Here is a 20,868-nt window from a genome sequence, read left to right as displayed (position 1 = left end):
CCCCGGTGCGGATCCGTCCCGCGGTCCCGGACGACGCGGCCGCGGTCGCCGCCGTGCACGCGCGGGCCGGCCGGGCGGCCTGGTCGTCGTTCCTCGGGGACGTGCTGGCCCGGCCGGAGGTCGCGCTGTGGCGGGCCCGGGTGGCCGAGCCGGGCCTCCTGGTCGCTGAGCGCGCCGGACGGGTCGTCGGGTTCGCGCGGGCCGACGAGGTCACCGGGGAGGTCGCCCACCTCTACGTCGACCCCGAGGCCCAGGGACGCGGCACCGGGCGCCTGCTGCTCGACCGGGTGCTCGACCGGCTGCGGGCGGCCGGGCACCGGCGGGCGCGGCTGCGCACCGAGGAGCGCAACACCGGGCCGCGGCGGTTCTACGAGGCGGCCGGCTGGTGGGCCACCGGCGAGGTCCTCGAGCGGGAGTGGCGCGGCCGCCGGCTGCGGGAGGTCTGGTACGAGCGGGACCTGCGCCAGGAGCCACGGGTCTAGGAGCACGGGTCTAGGAGCCCGGGTCGCCCAGCCAGCCGCGGAGCACCTCGTCCTCGCGGCGCAGCACGACCAGCGCCAGCTCGCGGACGGCGGCCTCGGCCTGGCGGCCGACGAGCGGGGCGTCGACCTCCGCCTCCCCGGTCACCGTCGAACGGGTGCCACCCGCGACCGCGGTCAGCCGGCGCTCTCCGCGCACCACCGCGCTGCGCCCGAAGACCTCCGCCGTGACCTGCAGCCCGCCGCGGTACCCGCGGTCGCCGTCCACCGTCCAGGTCCGGCGGTCGACCACGGCGACCTCGTTGCCGACGAAGCGGGTGAACACCGCGGGGATCCCGGTCGTGGGCACCAGCAGCCGCAGCGTCGTCTGCGTCCCGCCGTCCACGTCGGTGCTCTCGACCGACTGCAGGCGGGCGCCCAGGGCCCGGGCGTAGTCGCGGAGGAACGACTCGTCGCCGAGGACGGCGAGCACATCGTCCGGGCCGGCGGCGTAGAGGGCGGTGTGGTCGATGGGCACGCCGCATCTTCCGCCGTCCCGGCCGCAGGCGCTCGCCGGCTCCGTCCGGCCCGGGCGGCGCGGCACTACGGTCCGACCGTGCCGGCCCGGCTGTTCGCCTACCTGAGCTACGCGGACGCGCCCGCCGCCCTGCGCTGGCTGGAGGCCGTCGGCTTTGCGGTGGTCCGCCGGCAGGACGGCCCCGACGGCGCGGTGCAGCACGCGGAGGTCCGGCTCGGCGACGTCGTCGTCATGGTCGCCAGCGACGACGCCGCCTACACCAGGCCGGCGCTGGTCGGCCGCTCCACTGGGCAGGGGCTCTACCTCCTCGTCGACGACGTCGACGGCGTCCACGCCCGCGCGCTGGCCGCGGGCGGTACCGAGGTGTTCGCGCCGGAGGACACGGAGTGGGGCACCCGCCGGGCGCGCGTCCTCGACCCGGGCGGCACCGAGTGGAGCTTCGGCACCTACGAGCCCGGGGCGAGCTGGTAGCGGGCAGGCGGCAGCCCCGCGGCGCCGCTCCCTGACGCGTGCAGCGCCCGTGGTCAGCCGGGTACCAGGTCAGCCGGGTACCAGGGCCCACACGCACTTGCGCCGGGCGTCGACGTCCGTGCCGTGGCGGACGGCCAGGTCGGCGACGATGCGCAGCCCCATGCCGCCGTGCTCGGCGGGCCGGTCCACGGTCGGTGCCGGCATCCGGTGCGGCGCGGTGTCGGTGGCGATGACCAGCCAGCCGTCGGGGTGGGCGCACAGCTCGATCGTGGCCGGGGGAGCGCCGTGGCGCAGGGCGTTGGTGGCGAGCTCGTCGAGGACCATGACGACGTGCTCGGCCGCCTCGGCCGGGACCCGGTCCGACTCCAGGTGCTCGCGGGCGGCCCGCCGGGCCGCGGCGAGCTGGCCGGGCCGCTGCACGACCCAGCTGCAGCACTCCTCGGCCGCGGGCACGGGGACGGTGTCCCACGGGAGGAGCCGAGGGGGAGGGGAGGCGGAAGTGGACACGGTGCTCCGTTGCCGATGCCGTGGCTTGGCTGGGGAGGACTGGATGCCCGCGCACCGGCCCCCCCACACCTGGGCCGGTGAGGCCCGGTGGAGGGCGGCGACCTGGCATCCGCAGCGCTGTCGTCATCGCGTCGGTCAAGGGGTCGCGGTCGTCCCGGTGCGTGCCCTAGCGTTGCCTCGCCGGCTCTGCAACAGGCTTCGGCTACCACCCGCTCATCGGGGAACGGACCGCAGTCGCCCGTGCGGCGTTGCGGTGGGCCACCCGTGACGGGGAGCTCGGGAGGCGTGATGGGACGAGCACGCGCAGCAGCGAACACCGTCGGGGACGTCGTCACCGAGATGGTCGGCAACGTCGCCGGCACGGTCGTGGACCCGAAGGCGGGGTTCAGCCAGCTCGCCGGCTTCCTCAGGCGGCCCGCTGTGCTGGGCGCGCTGGCCCTCGCTGCCGTGGCCTTCGTCGTCGGACGCCGCCGGGGCTGACCACCCCTCCCTGCAACGAGGTCCCACCGGCCCTCCCACGACGACGACGACGACGACGACAAGGAGCGGACATGGACGAGATCGTCGGCGAGAGCCTGGCCAAGCGGCTGGTCGCCTGGGGCGTGGACACGGTCTTCGGGCTCCCCGGGGACGGCATCAACGGCCTGATGGAGGGGTTCCGCCGCACCTCCGACCAGCTGCGGTTCGTGCTGGTGCACCACGAGGAGGCGGCGGCGTTCATGGCCACCGGGTACGCCAAGGCCACCGGGAAGCTCGGGGTGTGCGTGGCGACGTCGGGGCCGGGGGCGATCCACCTGCTCAACGGGCTGTACGACGCCAAGCTCGACCACGTCCCGGTGCTCGCGCTGACCGGTATGCAGGCGACCAACGTGCTGGGCACCAACTACCAGCAGGAGGTGCACCTGGACCGGCTGTACCAGGACCTGGCCGCCTACAACCTCATGGTGACCAGCCCCCTGCAGATGCCGGCGGTGGTCGACCTGGCGATCCGCAACGCGCTGGCCAAGCGCACCGTGGCCCACCTGACCTTCCCCAACGACCTGCAGGTCGCCCCGGTCACCGAGGACCCCTACCGGCACGTCGGCCCGGGTGAGGCGCCCGCGAGCGACCCGAACATCAGCGTGCCGCAGCTGCCCCCCGACCCCGCCGACCTGGCCCGGGCGGCCGAAGTCCTCAACGCCGGCGCCAAGGTCGCGATGCTCGTCGGGGTGGGCGCCAAGCACGCCCGCGAGGAGGTGCTGGCCGTCGCCGACGCCCTGGGCGCACCGATCATCAAGACCCTGCCCGGCAAGCAGGTCGTCCCCGACGACCACCCGTTGACCACCGGGGGCCTGGGGCTGCTCGGCACCCGGCCCAGCGACGAGGTCGTCGCCGGTTGCGACACCCTGCTCATGGTCGGCACCTCCTACCCCTACGCCAGCTACCTGCCGAAGCCGGGGTCGGTGCGCGCGGTGCAGATCGACGCCGACCCGACCCTGCTGGGCATGCGCCTGCCGGTCGAGGCCCCGGTCACCGCCGACGCGAAGAAGGCGCTCGCCGCGCTGCTGCCGATGCTGACCCGCGCCGAGGACCGCTCGTTCCTGCAGGGAGCGCAGGAGGACATGGCGAAGTGGCGCCGGGAGATGGAGTCGCTGGAGGACGCCGACCGCGACCCGATCGCCCCCCAGTACCTCATGGGGGTCATCGACGACGTCGCGACCGACGACGCGATCCTCACCTGCGACTCCGGCACCATCGCCACCTGGGCGGCGCGGCACTGGACGATCCGCGGCGGCCGGGAGTTCTACCTGTCGGGCAACCTGGCCACGATGGCGCCCGGGCTGCCGTACGCCATCGGCATCCAGCGCGCCTTCCCCGGCCGGCAGGTCGTCGCCTTCGTCGGCGACGGCGGCTTCGCGATGCTCATGGCCGACTTCATCACCGCGGTGCGCGAGGAGCTGCCGATCAAGGTCGTCATCAACAACAACAACGCCTACGGGCAGATCCTGTGGGAGCAGATCGAGCTGGGCTACCCCGAGTACGCGGTGCGCCACCTGCAGCCGGAGACCGACTTCTCCACCTGGGCGCGCGGCTGCGGCGCCCACGGCGAGAAGGTCAAGGACCCCGCCCGCGTGGCCGACGCCGTCCGCGAGGCCTTCGCCTCCCCCGGCCCTGCCCTGGTCGACGTGGACGTCAACCCCAACGAGCCGCCGATCCCCGGCACCATCGAGTTCAAGCAGGCCAAGGCGTTCACCGAGGCGTTCCTCCGCGGGCAGCCGCACAAGGCGGAGACGGTCACCACCATCGTCAAGGACAAGATCCGCGAGTGGACCTCGTGAGCGCCCGCAGGCGCCTGACCGGCTCGGTGACCGGCATGGTGCGCCGCCGCGCGCCCCTGCCGGTGCGCCGCGGCCCGCTGCAGACGGTGCTGCACGACGTGCGCACCGGCCGCTTCGAGCGCACTCTGGCCGCCCTGGCCGCCGGCGGCGCGCTGGTCACCGCCGGCGAGATCTTCACCGAGCACGACTCGGCCAGCTTCGGCAACAAGATGATGTGGTGGCCGGTGGTCATCGTGCCGTCGCTGGCACCGGCCGGGGTCGCCGCGGTGTTCTCCGAGCGCGCGGCCCGGAGGGTGCTGCCGGTCGCCTCACTCGTGGTCATCGCCAACGGTCTGCAGGGCACCGTCCTGCACTGGCGGGGCATCCTGAGCAAGCCCGGCGGGGTGCACAACCTGCGCTACAACGTGGAGATGGGTCCACCGGCCTTCGCCCCCGCGCTGGCCAGCCTGGTCGGCGGGATGGGCCTGCTGGCCTCGGCGCTGCGCCGCGAGGAGTTCTGACGACGTGCCGTTCCGCCCACCGTCGCTGCGCGGCGTCACCCCGCAGGGCCGGGGCCGCTACCCCGGCTACGACGTCCTCGACGAGCTCAAGCGGCAGGACGACGTCACCACCGGCATGATCCTGGCCCGGCTGAGCCCCAACGACCAGCTGGTCTTCTTCACCGCGGCCGAGCAGGCAGTGGCCACCCCGCTGGTCGACCAGATCCTCGGACAGGACGGCGAGCCGAAGGTCCCGGTGCTGCCGATGATCGACGCCCGGCTGGCCTCCGGGGAGACCGACGGCTACGTCTACGAGGGGATGCCCGACGACGCCGAGGCGTGGCGCCGCTCCCTGGCCGCGCTGGACGCCGACGCCCGCGAGCGCTTCGGCCGGGGCTTCGGCGAGCTCGACTGGGCCGACCAGGGCGACCTCGTCGCCGCGGTGCAGCAGACCGAGGGCGCCTGGCACGACCTGCCCGCCTCCCGGGTGTGGAGCCTGTGGACCCGCTATGCCTGCGCGGAGTTCTACGCCCACCCCTGGGCCTGGAACGAGATCGGCTTCGGCGGCCCGGCCTATCCGCGCGGGTACAAGAGCACCGGCATCGACAAGCGGGAGAACTGGGAGGTCGCCGACGCAGCACCCACCGACCCGGTGACCGCCGGGCAGCGCATCGAGCAGGCCCGCGCCGAGCACGAGCGCAACACCCGGGTCCGACCGGGACGGCAGGGCCCGCCGGAGGGGAACGACCCGCCGGTGCAGGGGCAGGACTCGTGAGGCGACTGTCCGACGCCTCGATCCGGGCGCGCAACGCCTCGGCGTGGCTCGTCCCCGACGGCCAGGACCGCACCAACCACCGGCTGCGGGCCGACATGCGCCGCTTCGCCGACGACGACGAGGTCGACCTGGTCGTCGTCGGCTGCGGCGCCGGCGGTGCCACCGTCCTGCAGCGCCTGGCCCGCGCCGGCTGCACCGTCGTGGCCCTCGACGCCGGCCCGTTCTGGGACCCCGACCTGGACTGGGTCAGCGACGAGCGCGGCTCCCACCGCATCTACTGGACCGAGCCGCGGGTGATCAGCGGCGAGACCCCGGTACCGCTCGGGTCGAACAACTCCGGGCGCGGCGTGGGCGGCTCCATGGTCCACTTCGCCGGCTACACCCCCCGGTTCCACCCCTCGGACTTCCGCACCGCCACCGACGACGGGGTCGGGGCGGACTGGCCGATCGGCTACGCCGACCTCAAGCCCTACTACGAGGACATCGAGTCCGAGCTCCCCGTGGCCGGGGAGCCGTGGCCGTGGGGCGACCCGCACACCTACCCCCACCACGCCCACCGGCTGGGCGGCAACGGGGAGACCTTCCTGCGAGCGGCCTGGGCCGCCGGCATCGAGGCGCGGGTGGGGCCGGTGGCCATCCCCAACGGCCGCTTCGGCAACCGCCAGCACTGCATCTACCGGGGCTTCTGCCTGCAGGGGTGCAAGGTCAACGCCAAGGCGTCCCCGCTCATCACCCACGTGCCCGACGCCCTGGCACACGGGGCGGAGGTGCGCGCCGGCTGCATGGTCACCCGGGTCTGCGTCGACGAGCGCACCGGCCGGGCGACCGGGGTGGAGTACCTGCGCAACGGCGTGGCGCACGTGCAGCGGGCGCGCATGGTCGCCGTCGCCGGGTACTCCATCGAGACCCCGCGGCTGCTGCTGCTGAGCGCCTCCAGGCGCTTCCCCGACGGGCTGTGCAACGACTTCGGGCAGGTCGGGCGCTACCTCATGGTGCAGGGCGCGCCGCAGACCTCCGGGCGCTTCGAGCGGGAGGTGCGCATGTACAAAGCACCTCCCCCGGAGGCCTCCAGCGAACAGTTCTACGAGACCGACCCGACCAAGCCCTACCAGCGCGGGTTCTCGCTGCAGACGGTCTCCCCGCTGCCGATCACCTACTCCGAGCACGTCACCGCCCAGGGGCACTGGGGAGCGGTGCTGCGCGAGTACATGCGCGACTACAACCACTGGGCGGTCTTCGGGGCGTTGTGCGAGTTCCTGCCGCAGTACCGCAACTCGGTCACCCTGGCCGACGTCGAGGACCGTCACGGGCTGCCGGTGGCCAACTTCTCCTACAGCCAGTGCGACAACGACGAGCAGCTGGTCAAGGCCGCCGCGCAGACGATGGAGGAGATGATGCGGGCGGCCGGCGCCACCGAGGTGATGACCATCCAGCGCTACGCTCACCTGGTCGGCGGCTGCCGGATGGCGGCCGACGAGCGCTCCGGGGTGGTCGACGCCGACCAGCGCACGTTCGCGGTGCCGAACCTGTTCATCACCGACGGCAGCGTGCTGCCCACCCAGGGCTCGGCGAACCCCGCGCTGACGATCATGGCGCTGGCGGCGCGGTTCGCCGACCGGCTGCTGGCGACCTCGCGCGGCGGGACGCCGACGGGAGCGCGGCGGTGACCCCGGCAGCACCGGCGCGATGACCGCGGCGACCTCCTCGGCCCCGGTGACCGCGGTCGACGTCCAGGTCTACCGGGTGCCACCGGCGTCCCCCTCGAGGCCGACGGGGACGCTCGAGTGACGGCGCTCACGGCCACCCGCTCCCGGGAGGTCTGGCAGCGTGCTGGCGCCTCAGTACCTGCTCAGCTGGTCGCGGATCGACTGGAGCGCCGGTGACATCTCCACGATCCCGGAGTCGAGCAGGTTCTCGGTGATGGGGTGCGCGGCGGGTTCACCGCGCTCGAACGCTGTCAGCATCTTCTGCGCCTGGGCCGGCTTCAGGGTGTCGGCGAACGGGTGCTCGTCCGGCGTGACCACCGCGTCGACCAGTGCCGGGCCGTCGTGGGCGAGCGCCTCGGCCAGCACCCGGGGCGCGTCGGCCGGATCCTCCAGCCGGAAGCCGCGCACGCCGCACGCCTGGGCGACCTGCGCGAAGTCGACCGGGGAGAGCTGGCAGGCGTACTGGGGGTTGCCCAGCAGCGCGTTCTGCTCGTACACCTCCATGGCCAGCGAGCCGTTGTTGACCACCACGACGGTGATCGGCAGGTCGTTCTGCGCCAGGGTGGCCAGCTCTCCCATGCCCATCGCCATGCTGCCGTCGCCGGTGAAGGCGACCACCGGGCGGCCGGGGTTGGCCAGCTGCGCGCCGATCGCGTAGGGCACCGCCGAGCCCATCGAGCACAGCGTGCCGGAGAACGAGTACTGCATGCCGCGGCGCAGCCGGATCCGCCCACCCCAGGCCGTCACGGTGCCCGCGACGCCGGTGACGATCGCGTCGTCCGGCAGCGCCTCGGACAGCTGCCAGGTGAGCACCTGCGGCTTCATCGGGACGTCGCGCGACTCGGCCTGTCGACGCAGCAGGTCCCACCAGTCCCGGGTGTGCTGCTGGGCCTGCTCCAGGAACGAGCGGTCCTCCTTGCGCTCGAGCAGCGGCGCCAGCGCACGCAACGTCGTCCCGGCGTCACCGACCAGCCCCACCTCGACCGGGTAGCGCAGCGCGATCCGGTCGCCGTGCAGGTCGACCTGCACGCCGCGGGCCTGCCCGGGCCGCGGCCAGAACTCGGCGTACGGCGTGGCGGAGCCGACGACGAGGAAGCCGTCGCAGTTCTCGAACGCCTCGTGCGACGGCCGGGTGCCGATCAGCCCCATCCCGCCGGTGGTGTAGGGGCTGTCGTCGGGGACGGCGTCCTTGCCCAGCCCCGCCTTGACGATCGGCGCCCCGAGCAGCTCGGCCACCTGCTCGAGCGCGTCCCCCGCGCCGCGGGCGCCGGCGCCGGCGCAGATCGCCACCCGGCTGCAGGAGTTGAGCAGCTGCGCGGCCCGGTGCAGCTGCTCCTCCGGCGGGCTGACCACCGTGGGCTGGGCGGCGGTCGAGGTGTGGCCGGGCACGTTCTTGGACGACGGCGTGTCGTCGGTCTGCGACTGGACGTCGATCGGGATCGCCAGGTGCGCCGGCGTCCGGTTGGCCAGCGCGTTGCGCACCGCCAGGTCGGTGACCGGGACCGCGTGCGCGCGGCCCATGACCCGCTCGGAGTAGGTGCAGGCGCCGGCGAGGATCCGATCGGAGGGCAGGTCCTGCAGCAGGTGGGTGCCGATGGTGTCGTGGTAGGACAACCCGGTGATGGCGAGCACCGGGGCGCCGTCGATGCGGGCGTCGTAGAGGCCGCCCAGCAGGTGCACCGCCCCCGGCCCGGCGGTGGCCACCACGGCCGCCATCCGCCCGGAGAACTTCGCGTACCCCACCGCGGCCAGCGCGGCCGCCTCCTCGTGCCGTACGTGCACGAAGTGCATCTGGTCGGCGTGGGTCCGCAGCGACTCGAAGAACCCGTTGATCTGGTCGCCGCAGATGCCGATGCAGGTGTCCACCCCCCACTCCAGCAGACGCTCGACGATCAGGTCCGAGGTGGTCTTCGGCATGGGAGCTCCGGTCCCCGAAGGCGTGCGGCCCTTCCCGTGTTCTCGGGCTGCCGCCGCGCCCTCGGGTAGCCAGGCACGGCAGGGCACAAACGCGGTGCGGATGCCCGTCGTCTCCCGGCGCGGGGAGGACGTGGTGGCCACGCTGGCCACAGGTCGGGTCCGGTGCTGGTCACCGCCGCCTCGGTGCAGCACCGTGACACCAGAAGGGCTTCGCTGTACCACCCCGGCGGTGGGCGGTCGAGAGGACCTTCGCCTTGACCACCACCTGCCGGCGGCTCCGACTCCAGCCCGGCGACCAGCGAGGAGGAACGCACGGTCGTCCTGTACAGCGGCTCCCGGCAGTTGCCGTCACGTCCCGACGGCGCGACCGGCCACCGGCAGCGGCCTCCGGGCCGGGGACGACACCCCGCCGAGTCGGGTGGGTGGCGTGCGGTCACGCCTGGCACGGAGGTGGGCGACGTCGACGGTGCCGTGCGTCGTCGGGACCAGCGCCCGGCGGCTGCGGGGAGCCGACTCCGCGGCGGGGTCGTCCGTCATCAGGTGCATCGACCGGACGCCCAGGTCCGCGAGGATCCGTCGCGCCACGAGACAGTCCCAGGCGTCCACGGGCAGCCCCGCACGACCGGCTACCTCCCGGTGATGGCTGAGCAGCTCGTGGAGCCGACCGGTGCTCCGGCCCTCGTGGCCTCGGAGGTAGAGCACCACGCCGCGTCCCGCGGAGGCCACGCGGGCCAACGCCGTCCGCAGCTGCCCGCCGCAGTCGCAACTCGTGGACCCGAGGAGGTCGCCCGGCAGGCACTCCGAGTGCACCCGGACCAGCACGTCCTCCCCGTCCCCGAGCTCTCCGGCGACCAGCGCGAGATGCTCCGGATCGCCCTGGTTGGTGCGGTAGGCGACCGCACGGAACTCGCCGTACTCGGTCGGCAGCCGGGCCGCGACCCCGATCACCTCCAGCTCGGCCTGCCGCCGGTGGGCGATCAGGTCGGCGATGGTGACCAGCGCGAGGTCGTGCTCGCGGCAGAAACGCTCCAGATCGGGACGGCGGGCCATCGTCCCGTCGTCGTTGACGAGCTCGCAGACCACCCCGACCGGCCGCATCCCGGCCATCGTGACCAGGTCGACAGCGGCCTCGGTGTGCCCGGCCCGCTCCACCACCCCGCCGGGCCGGGCCCGGAGGGGGACGACGTGCCCGGGCCGGACCAGGTCGTCGGGAGTGGTGCCGGCGTCCGCGAGGAGCCGGATGGTCCGTGCCCGGTCGGTCGCCGAGATGCCCGTCCCGACCCCGTGTCGTGCGTCGACGCTGACGGCGTAGGCGGTCCCGGAGGGGTCCTCGCTGCGCGGGCACATCTGGGGCAGCTGCAGTCGTTCCAGGTCGGCCTGCTGCATCGGTACGCAGACGAACCCCGATCCGTGCCGGACGGTGAAGGCGAGGAGTTCTGGCGTGGCCGCCTCGGCGGCGAACACGAGGTCGCCTTCGTCCTCCCGGTCCGTCCCGTCGACGACCACGACGGCCTTGCCGGCCCTGATGTCCCGCACGGCCCGCTCGACCCGCTGCCGGTAGCCCGCCTCCGGGGTCTCGGTCATGCGACGGTCCTCCGGTCGGCATCCTGCGGTCCTGGGATGTCCGCAGCGGCGACCACGGTCACCATCGGCGCGAGCAGGTCCAGCAGCGACAGGGCCTCGTCGTGATGACGCTGGGACACTCCCGCGCAGGCATCCCGCACGACGGTGACCGACCGGCCGCTGTCCGCGGCCGCCAGCGCGGTCGCGAGGACACAGCAGTCGGTGGCGACCCCGCACAGGACGAGGGGCGCGTCCGGACCCACCGTGGCGGCGAGCTGCGGCCCCCACTTGGAGAAGGTCGGCAACGACACGACGGGCGACTCTCCCGAGGGGATCGTGAGGTCCCAGGCCGACGACGACGGAGGCAGCCGCATGGTCGACCAGCGGTCGTAGTAGCCGGCCCACGAGCCTGGTTCGGCGGGATCCGGCACGAACCGCGTGTAGACCACCCGCCCGGGAAAGCGCGTCACCAACCCGAGGATTCGGCTGGCCACGGAGTCGTAACCCGGCGCCGCCCACGCGCTGTCCGGCTCCGCGAACGCGGTCTGCATGTCGATGACGACGAGCCAGGGATCCGCGGTGCGCGAGGGCACGGTCACGCCACCCGCTCGCCGTCGGTGGCGGACGTGGCGGCGCCGGCCTCGATCCGCCGGGGGGCGCGGCGGCTGGAGCGCCACAGCGGTGGCAGCCGGTAGGTCAGCAGGTACAGGACGGCGCTGACCGCGAACCCGACGAAGTAGGAGAGGTCGCCCCACTCCGGGTGGGCCGTGGCGAACGGCCCGACGTAGAAGGCCAGCTGCCAGAACGGGACGGACGCGACGGTGCCGCCGAGCCAGGCCACGAAGCCCCAGTTCAGGATGCGGGACTCGTCGTACAGCTCGGGGATGCGCGACTTGTCCCTGCGGTCACCGATGAAGTAGTCGAAGAGCAGGACCGCGCCGAAGGGGGCGATGAGGTACGCGCTCAGGAACAGGAACGTCTCGAACTTGGCCTGGAAGCCGCTGCCGGCCCACAGGCTGATGGCGTAGGCGGCGACGCAGATGAGCACGACGGCGGCCCGGCGGCTGATCGGGATGCGCAGCGTCTGGATGGAGATGGCGCCGCCGTACACGTTGAGGAAGTTCTGCGAGAAGGAGGACAGCAGCACGATGAGCAGCGCCGGGGTGGCCAGCGGCCCGGTGAGGCGGTTCAGTGCGCTGATCGGGTCCTCGCCGCTCACGGCGGCGCCGCCGAGGAGGGCGCCGGCGATGCCGAGCCACGACAGGCTGATGAAGTTGCCGGCCACGGTCCAGATGCCGGCGCTCCGGCTGGTCCGGTCGTCGTCCGGGAGGTAGCGGGAGTAGTCGGAGGCGAACGGCCACCAGGCGATGAGGAACGACAGGAAGTAGCCGGCGAAGGTGATCCAGCCTCCGACGGAGCCGACGTAGAAGGGGGCGTCCGGGTTGGCCTCGATGGCGGTCCCGCCACCCCGCACCACCGAGACGACGCTGATCATGACGAAGCCGGCGAAGAGGACGTACGTCAGAATCCGCTGGAGGTAGTGGATCATGTTGTACCCGTAGACCGCGACCACCAGCTGCAGCGCGACGACGACGAAGGCGCACAGCCACTCCGGGATCGCCGGCACGAGTTCGTGGAAGGCCTTGCTGCCCAGGATCACCGTGACGGCCGCCCACCCCACGCCGGCGAAGACGTTGATGTAGGCCACCGGCAGGAAGTTGCCGAAGAAGCCCAGCGGGCCGCGAGCCTGGATCTGCTGCGGCACGCCCAGCCGCGCCCCCATCTGGGCCAGCAGCCCCTGGACCAGGGCGCCCACCAGGGATCCGATCACGATCGCCGAGACCGCTCCGGCGAAGGACAGCCCGAAGCTGACCGCGGAGAAGCCGAGGACCATGATCGGGAAGTTCAGCCCGGCAGCGAACCAGATGAAGAACTGGGAGCTGCCCTTGCCGTGCCGCTCCGCGTCAGGGATGTGGTCGACGCCGTACGGCTCGACCGCGGCGATCTTGTCCCGATATCCCCGGTCCTCGGGCGCGGCGGCAGCAGCGCTGCTGTCCATGGCTCCTCTTTCCGTCGACTGCCATGATGTATGGCAGAGAGGATGTGGGCGCGCCCACGGCTTGTCAACCAGGCAGCGCCTCTGTCCTTGCGAGTCTCTCTGCGCGTCGTGAGGTGGGCAAGGCACCTTGACCACACGTCCCCTCGCAACGTAGACACGTACCATGGCAAGCCCCACATGCGGTCCAGCGGACGCGTGACCATGGCCCTACCGGCTGCGGCCCGAAAGGTCGTCACGGCGAACCTCCAGGAGCAGGTGACCACCGAGCTCCGGCGGATGATCATCGACGGCGACCTGATGCCCGGCGCGGTCCTCTCCGAGGTCGCTCTCGCCGAGACCTTCGGCGTGAGCCGCACGCCCGTGCGCGAGGCGCTCAAGCAACTGCAGATCGAGGGACTGGTCGAGGTCCGCTCCCGCGTCGGCACCTTCGTCGCCACGCCGTCCCGGCGCGACATCAACGAGCTCTTCGTGATGAAGGAGCTGCTCGAGGGGGCAGCCGCCCGATTGATGGCCGCCCGCGGCGACGTGCCCGAACTCCGGGCGATGCAGGTGAACGTGGCCGAATCGGACCGGGCCATCGCGGCCGGGGACACCGAGCGCTACGCCCAGTTGGTCCACGAGTTCCACGAGCTGCTCATCACCGGGTCGGACAACGCCAAGCTGGGCGGTCACTACCGGATACTGATGAACCAGCTCGCCTACAACCGGCTGGTCCGTACCTCGCTGTCCCAGCCCGGCCGGGCCAGCGCGTCGGAGAACGAGCACCAGCGGGTACTCGACCTGATCCTCGCGAAGGACGGCGACAGCGCCGAGCGTGTGATGCGCGACCACGTCCGCGCCAGCCACCGCGCCGTCATGGTGGGGTTGGACACCTGACCGGGGCGGTGGCATCGCCCGCACCATCCCCGGCGCACCCGCGCTGCGCACGGCCGCACCGCACGACCGCACCGCACGACCGCACCGCACGCATGCCTCCGGTCGCGATGGACCGGGGGCATGCGTGTGGTCTGCGACGTGCGCCGAGATGCGCGGCACCGACCACACGGTCGGACCGGGCCCGGGGCGGCTCCTCGGACGAGGCGGACTACCTGAAGGCAGGCACCACCTTCTCGATGAAGAGCGCGAGCGACTTCTCCTTCTCCGCGTGCGGGAGGCTGTTGTCGCACCAGAAGCTGTACTCGTCCACGCCCAGTTCCTCGTAGTACCGGATGCGCTCGATGACCTCCTCCGGCGTTCCGATCATCGCGGTCTTGTGCAGCGACTCGGGCTCGAACTCCGGGCGGCCCGCGAACTTCGACTCGGGGCTGGGGTCGAGGAAGCCGTTCACCGGCGTGGTCTTGTTGCCGAACCAGGCGTCGAACGTGCGGTAGAACCGCGAGATGGCCCGGGCGGCCGGCAGCCAGCCGTCAGGCTCGTCCGCCGGGTGCACGTGGGTGTGGCGCAGGGCCATGAGCTGCGGGCGGGTCACCTCCGGGTGGTCGGCCACGGCCGTGTCGAACTTCCGGGCCAGGTCCGCCACCTCCTCGTCCCCCTTCATCAGCGGGGTGACCATGACGTTGCACCCCGACCGGACGGCGAAGTCGTGCGAGTCGGGGTCCCGGGCCGCGATCCAGATGGGCGGCCCGGGCTGCTGGACCGGCTTGGGCACGCTCGTGGACAGAGGGAACTGCCAGATCTCGCCGTCGTGGGCGTAGTCGCCCCGCCAGAGCTGCTGCACGGCCGGCACGAGCTCCCGCAGGTGGGCGCCTCCGCTGGTGGCGGGGATGCCGCCGGCCATGCGGTCGAACTCGAACTGGTAGGCACCCCGAGCCAGGCCGACCTCCATCCGGCCGTCGCTGATCACATCGAGCAGCGCACACTCCCCGGCCACCCGGAGGGGGTTCCAGAACGGAGCGATGATCGTGCCCGCTCCCAGCCGGATCGTGGACGTCCGAGCGGCCAGGTAGGCCAGCTGCGGCATCGGGCTCGGCGAGATCGTGTACTCCATCGCGTGGTGCTCGCCGATCCAGACGGTGCTGAAGCCGCCGGCCTCGGCCATCAGGGTCAGCTCGGTCAGGTCCTCGAACAGCTGGCGGTGGCTGACCGACTCGTCCCAGCGCTCCATGTGCACGAACAGAGAGAACTTCACGACATCGACTCCTCGTCTCCTGGTGGTGTGCCGGCCGGAGGGTCACGTCCGCGCTCCGGCCTCGTCGTTCTCCGGTCCGACGATCAGTCCGGTCGGTGAGGTGGGGGCTGGCGGGCGTCCATCTCGCTGAGCGTCACGTCGCCGGTGGCCCAGTGCTCGCGCGGGACCTCGCGCACGACCACCCGGATGTGGTCGGACCGGGCTCCCACCGTCCTCGCCACGGCCTCGTGCAGCTCGTGCATCAGGGCGCGGACCTGCTCGGGCGTCCGTCCCGCGCCCAGCGTCACCTCGACCAGCGGCACGGTCAGCTCCGCATCACGAACGGGTCGGCCACCGGCTCTTCGCTGGTGTTGACCCACACGCTCTTGAGCCGGGTGTACTCCCGGATCGTCTCGGTGCCGTGCTCGACGCCCACGCCGCTGTTCTTGAAGCCCTGCCGCGGCGACATCGGCGACATGGCCCGGTAGGTGTTGATCCAGACCGTCCCGGCCTCCAGGCGCGCCGCCATCCGGTGCGCCCGCGACAGGTCGGAGGTCCACACGCCGGCCGCGAGGCCGTACTCGGTGTCGTTGGCCAGCCGCAGGACCTCGTCCTCGTTCTCGAACGGCATGACGGCGGCCACCGGGCCGAAGATCTCCTCGCGGACCACGCGCATCGAGTTGTCGACGTCCACCAGCACGGTCGGCTCGTAGAAGTAGCCACCGAGGCCGCCGTCGGAGGGGCGGCCGCCGGTCAGGACGCGGGCGCCCTCACTGCGGCCCAGCTCCACGTAGCCGGCGACCTTGTCGCGCTGGTCGGCGAAGGCCAGCGGGCCCAGTTCGGTGGTGTCCTCCAGCGGATCGCCGATGCGGATGCTGCGCGCCCGTTCGGTGACCCGCTCGAGCAGCTCGTCGTACACCGCCCTGTGCGCGAAGACGCGGCTGCCCGCGATGCAGGTCTGTCCCGCGGCGGCGAAGATGCCGGCCACCACGCCCATGGCCGCGTTGGCGACGTTCGCGTCGTCGAAGACGATGTTGGGTGACTTGCCGCCCAGCTCGAGCGTGGAGCCGATGAAGCGACCGGCCGCGGCCGAGGCGATCCTCGCCCCCGTGGCGGTGCTGCCCGTGAACGAGATCTTGGCCAGTCCGGGGTGGTCGACCAGCGCCTGACCTGCCTCCGCGCCGAAGCCGGTCACGACGTTGACCGCTCCCGGTGGGAACCCGGCGAGGGTGACCAGCTCGGCCAGCTTGAGCACGGTCGCCGAGGTGTACTCCGAGGGCTTGACGACGACGGTGTTCCCGGCGCACAGAGCGGGTGCCAGCTTGCTGGTGGTCAGCGTCAGCGGCGAGTTCCACGGGGTGATCGCGCCGACGACGCCCAGCGGCTCGCGGGTCGTGTAGTTGAGGACCCTCCGGTCGGACGTCGGGATCACGTCCCCGGTGATCTTGTCGGCCAGGCCGGCGTAGAAGTAGTAGTACTCCGGCAGCGTCGCCAGCTGCCCGCGCATCTCCCGCAGCAGCTTGCCGTTGTCCGCGGTCTCCATCCGGGCCAGCTCGTCGGCGTGCTCGCCGATCAGGTCCCCGAGGCGGCGCAGCAGGTGCCCGCGCCGGGTCTGGCTGAGGTCGCGCCACCGTGGGTCGGCAAGAGCCTCCCTCGCCGCCCGGACCGCGCGCGACACGTCGGCCGCCTCGCCCCGGGCCGCCTCGTACAGCGGCGCACCCGTGGCCGGGTTGGTGCTCGCGAAGTACTCGCCGGAGGCGGGAGGCACCCACTCCCCGCCGATGTGGTGCTCGTAGCGCTCGAGGTCAGACATGGACTCGCTCTCCGATGAACGTGGTCAGACAGGCGACGAGCTCCCGCGGGCGTTCGACCGGGAGCATGTGTCGTGCACCGGGGACGACGACGGCCCGGCAGTCCGGGATCGCCTCGGCCAACCGGTACGTCATCTCGGGGGTGGACCCCGGGTCCAGCTCGCCGGTGACCGCGAGGGCCGGGACCTCGATCCGCGGCAGCTCCGGGGCGATCTCGGCATCGGCCGTGGCGAAGACCCGGTAGCAGGCGAGGTAGGACCGGACGTCGTTGGCCAGCAGGGTCGTCTCGGTCCGGCGGACCATCGCCGGGTCCGTGCCGGTTCCCGCGTACCAGCGCCGCAGCGCTGCAGCCACGCTGGCGGGGAAGTCCGTGGCGGCCAGATCGAGGCGGGCGAGGACCGCGGCGCGCTCGTCCTCGGTGCGCCGGCACACCGAGCTCACCGAGGTCAGGGTCGCCACCAGGTCGGGACGGTGGCGCGCCAGGTGCTGCGCCACGAGGGCGCCGAGGGAGAACCCGACCACGTGGGAACCGGGACGCATCGACCCGGCGACCGCCCCGGCGAGGTCAGCGAGGGTGATCCCGTCCGGTGCCGGCCTCCCGGTGCCGTGCCCCGGCAGATCGGGCGCCGACACCGCGAAGTCGTCCTCGAGCAGCGCCGCGACGGGCTCCCACATGCCTGCGTCCAGCCCCACTCCGTGCAGCAGGACCAGCGGCGGCGACGGCATGACCCCGGCTCACTGCTCGGTGGAGAGCGAGGCCAGTCGCTGCTGCGGGCGCCCCTGGGCGGCGGCGGCGAGCGCCACCACGATCTCGTCGGGGTGCGGCGCGTCGGCGATCCGGACCTCCACCGTCTGGTGGTGCGACCGGATGGTGGCGTCGGTGACGTGCTTGAGCGGGACGTCGAAGACGACTCCGGCGGGGCCTCGCTTCTCGACCGCCGGCAGCAGCGTCGTCGCGTTGGCCGCCTTGCGGAAGTGGTCCCCGAACTTGAGCGTGTGGATGAGCGCGGACCCGTGCTCGACCTCCCCGGAGAGCCCGACGATCGCCGCCTTGCCGTAGGCCTCGGCAGGGGCGTCCAGCGCCGCCATCACCTGCGGGGCCAGGAGGGCGCCCAGGTCGGAGGCGTGTGCGTCGATGCCCGGTTGGAGGTCCTCCACGAACCCCTGGCCCGCCCACGGGTTGGGGATGACGGCGGCGACGACGGCGACGCGCGCGGTGGGGAAGACCTCCCGGCCGCCCTCGGACCGGATCTCCTCGACGATGGTGACGATCTTGCGCACCCTCATGTCAGCGAACTCTCCAGGTTGTCTGCGGTGACGACGGGGTCAGTGGTGCGGTCACCGATACGGGCGTGCGGGCGGGGACCGGTGGAGGCTGCGGCGATGACGACCACCTCGTCCGCCCGGGGCGCATCGGAGACGCGTGCGGCGATGGTCTGGTAGTGGCTGCGGGTCGCCGCATGCGTCTTGTGCCACATGGGGACGATCAGCGCCTCCCCCGCTTCCGCGCGTGCGTCGGCGAAGCAGATGATCGACTCCCCGTCGAGGAACTCGCGCACCAGGTTGCCGAAGTACGGGGTGTGGATCAGCGCCCCGGCATGCTCGAGCTCGCCGGCGGTCCCCACCAGGGCCGCCTTGCCGAACGCCTCGATGCGGTCGGCGCCACCCAGTGCCTCGATCAACCGGTCGGTCAGCAGTTTGGCCAGCAGGGGAGCGATCGTGGCCGCTCGGCCGGAGAGGTCGGTCGCCGGACCGGTGCCGAGCCAGGGGTTGGGGAGGACGGCAGCGACGGCGGCTCGATCGACTCGTTCCGCCGGTTCGCTGCCGGCCTCGGAGAGGACGGCCTCCCGGTAGAGCGTCACCTTCCGGACGCCGGCGGCGGTCACCGTGCTCATCCGGCCGTCGGATTCGCACGTCCGCCCGGTCGGAGTGGACGGGGAGCCCGTCATGAGGCCGCCGTGTCGGCCGCCGTGTCGAACGCCCGCGGTCATCACCCTCGCCTTCCTTCTTGTATGCCAGAGGACCGTAACGATGCCCGCGGTTCGGGTCAAGTACGGGCAGGAGCACGGCGTCGGACGACCGGATCAGATCCGCGTGACCGTGCCGATCCGCCGGCAGGAAGAAGCTGACCGGAGCCTTATGACTGGTGAGAGCCGATGTAGTGCCTCCTCCGAGAAGAGCGGAGCAGTCGCGACGACCTTGGGTGTTGACGCCCGCGTGTGATGTGCTTAACTGCATCTGGCATACCAGATACAGATCCCGATTCCGGGCTCGCGAGGTCCTGGTCGGCGACCGATCCGCACCGTTCACCCGAGTCGGAGCGGCGGACCGACCTGCGGACGCCGTCCCGCACCGTGTCAGAGCGGCAACGAACAGGAGACCCCATGTCGCAACCCGACGCGCGCCGGAAGCTGATCGCGGAGACCTGGACCGCCGCCTGGGACCGGGGTGAGGTCGATGCACTGGACGCGCTGCTGAGCCCCGACTACCGCCGGCGCAAGGACCTCGCCGACGAGGGGCAGGGCCTCACCGAGTTCAAGGCCGCGGTCGTCGCGACGCGCTCGGCCTTTCCGGACCTGTCGACCACGATCGACGAGATCGTCGTCGAGGCCGACCGCGCCGCCGTGCGCTGGCACAGCAGCGGACGACACGAGCGCTCGTTCCTCGGCGTCCCCGCGACGCACCGACGGGTCGAGGTCTGCGGCGCGACGTTCGCGCGCTTCGAGGACGACCGGGTCGTGGAGGAGTTCGTCACGTGGGACCCCAGCGCCCTGATGGCCGCGCTCGGCATCATCAGCGTCGGTCAGGACCGCTGACGGCCCGTCCACCCGCTGCTGCTGCTGCTGCTGCTGCTGCAAGGAGATTCCCGATGACCAGCACCCCCGCCCGCCTGGACACCGATCTGCTGAAGCAGGTCAATCGGCGGTTCGTCACCGGCGTGACCGTGGTGACCGCGATGGACGGCGATGTCCCCAAGGGACTGGCGGTCAACGCGTTCGCGAGCGTCTCCCTGGAGCCACCGACGGTGATGGTCTGCGTCCAACGCACCTCCTCGACGCACGACTGCCTGTTCCGGGCCGACCACCTGGCCATCAACATCCTCTCGGTCGACCAGCTCGACGTCGTCAACCGCTTCGCGGTGAAGTCGGACGACAAGTTCTCCGGCCTGGACTGGCGCCCCGCACCGAACGGCAGCCCGCTCCTCGACCGCAGCAGCGCGCAGATGGAGGTCGAGATCCGGGAGCGGCTGCAGGCCAGCACCCACACCGTTTTCATCTGCCGGGTCGTCGAGGCGGCGGTGACCGACCGCACACCCATGGTCTACAGCGCCGGCCGGTTCTTCGACGGTGGCCGACTCACCGCGCTGGGATGACCAGTCGGGGAGCGTGCTGGTAGACGACCAGCTTCTCCGTCTCCCGGGGGTGAGCACGAGGGAGGAGATCCACGTCTCGGTCTCCGGTGTCGACGAACTGGACATCGCCGGCTGACCGTCCGACTGGGCGGAGTCGTGCTCGTCGGCCATCCCTGCGGGCTCCCTGAGACGGGAGAGGGAGCACGCCGCACGCTGAGCGTGGTCGGCGACTGCCCCCGGGGCCGGCACCCAACCCGCTCGGTCCGTGGAGGTCGCACAGGCAGCGCTGCCGGTTGTGGCGGCGCGAGGGCCGGGTGGAGGACGCGCCTGGCTTCGGTCGCCTGGCCGCCCCGTCCCGGCGCGCTGCGTCCGCGAACCCAGCAGGCCCGCCTGCCGGGGCACCCACCCGCCGCGGTGCGGACCCCCGCCCGGCCAGTCGCCGGCGCCGCGGGCCGGCGCAGCCCGGTCCTGCCCTACCCGAGGCTGGCCGCGGCGTGGAACTGGCGGCTGCTGCTGGTCGACGTCGTCCTGTACCTCGTCGTCACCATCCTGGCCGGGCTGGCGCTGGTGACCGTGCCGGTCGTTCTGGCCCTGCTGCTAGCGGCGCTGCTACACCGACCGGCGCGTTTCCTGCGTCGTTGGCTGCCCTCGTCGCTGGCCGCGCTCGGCGTGCCGACCAGCTCGGTGAAGGCGAACGGCTTGACCAGGTAGTCGTCGGCGCCGCAGTCCGACCCGTGCACCCGGTCGGGCACGGCATCACGGGCGGTCAGCACGAGCACCTGCGTCCACACCTCCCGGCCGCGCAGC

At 72.5% G+C, this 20,868-nt stretch carries 23 protein-coding genes; 11 read left to right on the top strand and 12 right to left on the bottom strand.

Translation table 11 applies throughout. The features are described from left to right. Window positions 1-5: 5 nt before the first annotated feature. Complete coding sequence (locus tag DQ238_RS10815) at window positions 6-482, top strand: GNAT family N-acetyltransferase (RefSeq protein WP_158550762.1); 477 nt, start codon at window positions 6-8, stop codon at window positions 480-482. A gap of 10 nt (window positions 483-492) precedes the next feature. Here DQ238_RS10815 and DQ238_RS10810 read toward each other — a convergent pair whose 3' ends face one another. Further along, window positions 493-996 carry a DUF2505 domain-containing protein gene (locus tag DQ238_RS10810; protein ID WP_158550761.1) on the bottom strand — a complete coding sequence of 168 codons (504 nt, stop codon included), beginning with the start codon at window positions 994-996 and terminating at the stop codon, window positions 493-495. 78 nt (window positions 997-1,074) lie between these two features. On the opposite strand from DQ238_RS10810, the gene DQ238_RS10805 reads away from it, so the two are divergent. Continuing rightward, the gene (locus tag DQ238_RS10805; RefSeq protein WP_113781389.1) at window positions 1,075-1,467 is read left to right on the top strand and encodes a glyoxalase/bleomycin resistance/extradiol dioxygenase family protein; all 393 of its coding nucleotides are present in this window, start codon (window positions 1,075-1,077) and stop codon (window positions 1,465-1,467) included. Window positions 1,468-1,536: 69 nt separating this feature from the next. Here the strand turns inward: DQ238_RS10805 and DQ238_RS10800 are convergent, their stop codons facing one another. After that, window positions 1,537-1,920, bottom strand: coding sequence for an ATP-binding protein (locus DQ238_RS10800; protein ID WP_158550760.1), 384 nt, complete (start codon window positions 1,918-1,920; stop codon window positions 1,537-1,539). A gap of 342 nt (window positions 1,921-2,262) precedes the next feature. On the opposite strand from DQ238_RS10800, the gene DQ238_RS10795 reads away from it, so the two are divergent. The 5 genes from DQ238_RS10795 (at window position 2,263) to DQ238_RS10775 (ending at window position 7,213) form a co-directional block, all read left to right on the top strand. After that, entirely contained in the window at window positions 2,263-2,454 is a 192-nt protein-coding gene (locus tag DQ238_RS10795; protein WP_113781293.1) for a hypothetical protein, read from the top strand. A gap of 71 nt (window positions 2,455-2,525) precedes the next feature. Then, complete coding sequence (locus tag DQ238_RS10790; protein WP_113781292.1) at window positions 2,526-4,292, top strand: thiamine pyrophosphate-dependent enzyme; 1,767 nt, start codon at window positions 2,526-2,528, stop codon at window positions 4,290-4,292. Next, window positions 4,280-4,792, top strand: coding sequence for a hypothetical protein (locus DQ238_RS10785; RefSeq protein WP_199506270.1), 513 nt, complete (start codon window positions 4,280-4,282; stop codon window positions 4,790-4,792). The genes DQ238_RS10790 and DQ238_RS10785 overlap by 13 nt, the downstream gene beginning before the upstream one ends. 4 nt (window positions 4,793-4,796) lie before the next feature. Then, window positions 4,797-5,546 carry a gluconate 2-dehydrogenase subunit 3 family protein gene (locus tag DQ238_RS10780; protein WP_113781291.1) on the top strand — a complete coding sequence of 250 codons (750 nt, stop codon included), beginning with the start codon at window positions 4,797-4,799 and terminating at the stop codon, window positions 5,544-5,546. After that, complete coding sequence (locus DQ238_RS10775; protein WP_199506269.1) at window positions 5,543-7,213, top strand: GMC family oxidoreductase; 1,671 nt, start codon at window positions 5,543-5,545, stop codon at window positions 7,211-7,213. Before DQ238_RS10780 ends, DQ238_RS10775 begins: the two co-directional genes overlap by 4 nt. Window positions 7,214-7,384: 171 nt before the next feature. On the opposite strand, the gene DQ238_RS10770 is transcribed toward DQ238_RS10775, so the two are convergent. The 4 genes from DQ238_RS10770 to DQ238_RS10750 all read right to left on the bottom strand — a co-directional run bounded on the left by DQ238_RS10770 (window position 7,385) and on the right by DQ238_RS10750 (window position 12,791). Continuing rightward, entirely contained in the window at window positions 7,385-9,169 is a 1,785-nt protein-coding gene (locus tag DQ238_RS10770) for a thiamine pyrophosphate-dependent enzyme (protein ID WP_113781290.1), read from the bottom strand. A gap of 348 nt (window positions 9,170-9,517) precedes the next feature. Next, a complete protein-coding gene (ribB, locus tag DQ238_RS10760) occupies window positions 9,518-10,753 on the bottom strand; it encodes a 3,4-dihydroxy-2-butanone-4-phosphate synthase (RefSeq protein ID WP_113781289.1) in 1,236 nt (411 codons plus the stop codon). Next, window positions 10,750-11,331, bottom strand: a complete 582-nt coding sequence (locus DQ238_RS10755) for a cysteine hydrolase family protein (protein WP_233495873.1) — start codon at window positions 11,329-11,331, stop codon at window positions 10,750-10,752. Before DQ238_RS10755 ends, ribB begins: the two co-directional genes overlap by 4 nt. Further along, complete coding sequence (locus DQ238_RS10750; protein ID WP_113781288.1) at window positions 11,328-12,791, bottom strand: cytosine permease; 1,464 nt, start codon at window positions 12,789-12,791, stop codon at window positions 11,328-11,330. Before DQ238_RS10750 ends, DQ238_RS10755 begins: the two co-directional genes overlap by 4 nt. Window positions 12,792-13,046: 255 nt before the next feature. Between DQ238_RS10750 and DQ238_RS10745 the strand changes: the two genes are divergently transcribed. Next, window positions 13,047-13,667 (top strand): GntR family transcriptional regulator, encoded by a 621-nt coding sequence (locus DQ238_RS10745; RefSeq protein ID WP_199506268.1) that lies wholly within the window; start codon window positions 13,047-13,049, stop codon window positions 13,665-13,667. A 208-nt stretch (window positions 13,668-13,875) separates the two neighbouring features. On the opposite strand, the gene DQ238_RS10740 is transcribed toward DQ238_RS10745, so the two are convergent. The 6 genes from DQ238_RS10740 to DQ238_RS10715 form a co-directional block, all read right to left on the bottom strand. Next, entirely contained in the window at window positions 13,876-14,919 is a 1,044-nt protein-coding gene (locus DQ238_RS10740; RefSeq protein ID WP_113781287.1) for an LLM class flavin-dependent oxidoreductase, read from the bottom strand. Window positions 14,920-15,002: 83 nt separating this feature from the next. Then, window positions 15,003-15,221, bottom strand: coding sequence for a 2-hydroxymuconate tautomerase (locus DQ238_RS10735; protein ID WP_113781286.1), 219 nt, complete (start codon window positions 15,219-15,221; stop codon window positions 15,003-15,005). A gap of 2 nt (window positions 15,222-15,223) precedes the next feature. Next, window positions 15,224-16,711 carry an aldehyde dehydrogenase gene (locus DQ238_RS10730; protein ID WP_113781285.1) on the bottom strand — a complete coding sequence of 496 codons (1,488 nt, stop codon included), beginning with the start codon at window positions 16,709-16,711 and terminating at the stop codon, window positions 15,224-15,226. Beyond that, window positions 16,704-17,435, bottom strand: coding sequence for an alpha/beta fold hydrolase (locus DQ238_RS10725; protein ID WP_113781284.1), 732 nt, complete (start codon window positions 17,433-17,435; stop codon window positions 16,704-16,706). The genes DQ238_RS10730 and DQ238_RS10725 overlap by 8 nt, the downstream gene beginning before the upstream one ends. Window positions 17,436-17,444: 9 nt before the next feature. Further along, window positions 17,445-17,996 (bottom strand): amino acid synthesis family protein, encoded by a 552-nt coding sequence (locus tag DQ238_RS10720; protein ID WP_113781283.1) that lies wholly within the window; start codon window positions 17,994-17,996, stop codon window positions 17,445-17,447. Next, window positions 17,993-18,604 carry an amino acid synthesis family protein gene (locus DQ238_RS10715; protein WP_113781282.1) on the bottom strand — a complete coding sequence of 204 codons (612 nt, stop codon included), beginning with the start codon at window positions 18,602-18,604 and terminating at the stop codon, window positions 17,993-17,995. Before DQ238_RS10715 ends, DQ238_RS10720 begins: the two co-directional genes overlap by 4 nt. Window positions 18,605-19,093: 489 nt before the next feature. On the opposite strand from DQ238_RS10715, the gene DQ238_RS10710 reads away from it, so the two are divergent. The 3 genes from DQ238_RS10710 to DQ238_RS23180 all read left to right on the top strand — a co-directional run bounded on the left by DQ238_RS10710 (window position 19,094) and on the right by DQ238_RS23180 (window position 20,772). After that, window positions 19,094-19,525, top strand: coding sequence for an ester cyclase (locus tag DQ238_RS10710; protein ID WP_113781281.1), 432 nt, complete (start codon window positions 19,094-19,096; stop codon window positions 19,523-19,525). A 53-nt stretch (window positions 19,526-19,578) separates the two neighbouring features. Next, the gene (locus tag DQ238_RS10705) at window positions 19,579-20,082 is read left to right on the top strand and encodes a flavin reductase family protein (protein ID WP_113781280.1); all 504 of its coding nucleotides are present in this window, start codon (window positions 19,579-19,581) and stop codon (window positions 20,080-20,082) included. A gap of 393 nt (window positions 20,083-20,475) precedes the next feature. After that, window positions 20,476-20,772 carry a hypothetical protein gene (locus tag DQ238_RS23180; RefSeq protein ID WP_199506290.1) on the top strand — a complete coding sequence of 99 codons (297 nt, stop codon included), beginning with the start codon at window positions 20,476-20,478 and terminating at the stop codon, window positions 20,770-20,772. Window positions 20,773-20,868 lie beyond the last annotated feature (96 nt).

This window comes from Geodermatophilus sp. TF02-6, assembly GCF_003319115.1.
Taxonomy (GTDB): domain Bacteria; phylum Actinomycetota; class Actinomycetes; order Mycobacteriales; family Geodermatophilaceae; genus Geodermatophilus.
The sequence above is the reverse complement of the archived record's forward strand: the minus strand, read 5'-3'. Positions and strand labels throughout refer to the sequence as shown.

Bases quoted from the DNA above. Each gene is read 5' to 3' on its own strand.
- DQ238_RS10795 (WP_113781293.1), top strand. From the start codon at position 2,263: ATGGGACGAGCACGCGCAGCAGCGAACACCGTCGGGGACGTCGTCACC.
- DQ238_RS10790 (WP_113781292.1), top strand. From the start codon at position 2,526: ATGGACGAGATCGTCGGCGAGAGCCTGGCCAAGCGGCTGGTCGCCTGG.
- DQ238_RS10770 (WP_113781290.1), bottom strand. From the start codon at position 9,169: ATGCCGAAGACCACCTCGGACCTGATCGTCGAGCGTCTGCTGGAGTGG.
- ribB (WP_113781289.1), bottom strand. From the start codon at position 10,753: ATGACCGAGACCCCGGAGGCGGGCTACCGGCAGCGGGTCGAGCGGGCC.
- DQ238_RS10750 (WP_113781288.1), bottom strand. From the start codon at position 12,791: ATGGACAGCAGCGCTGCTGCCGCCGCGCCCGAGGACCGGGGATATCGG.
- DQ238_RS10730 (WP_113781285.1), bottom strand. From the start codon at position 16,711: ATGTCTGACCTCGAGCGCTACGAGCACCACATCGGCGGGGAGTGGGTG.
- DQ238_RS10725 (WP_113781284.1), bottom strand. From the start codon at position 17,435: ATGCCGTCGCCGCCGCTGGTCCTGCTGCACGGAGTGGGGCTGGACGCA.
- DQ238_RS10720 (WP_113781283.1), bottom strand. From the start codon at position 17,996: ATGAGGGTGCGCAAGATCGTCACCATCGTCGAGGAGATCCGGTCCGAG.
- DQ238_RS10715 (WP_113781282.1), bottom strand. From the start codon at position 18,604: ATGAGCACGGTGACCGCCGCCGGCGTCCGGAAGGTGACGCTCTACCGG.
- DQ238_RS10710 (WP_113781281.1), top strand. From the start codon at position 19,094: ATGTCGCAACCCGACGCGCGCCGGAAGCTGATCGCGGAGACCTGGACC.
- DQ238_RS10705 (WP_113781280.1), top strand. From the start codon at position 19,579: ATGACCAGCACCCCCGCCCGCCTGGACACCGATCTGCTGAAGCAGGTC.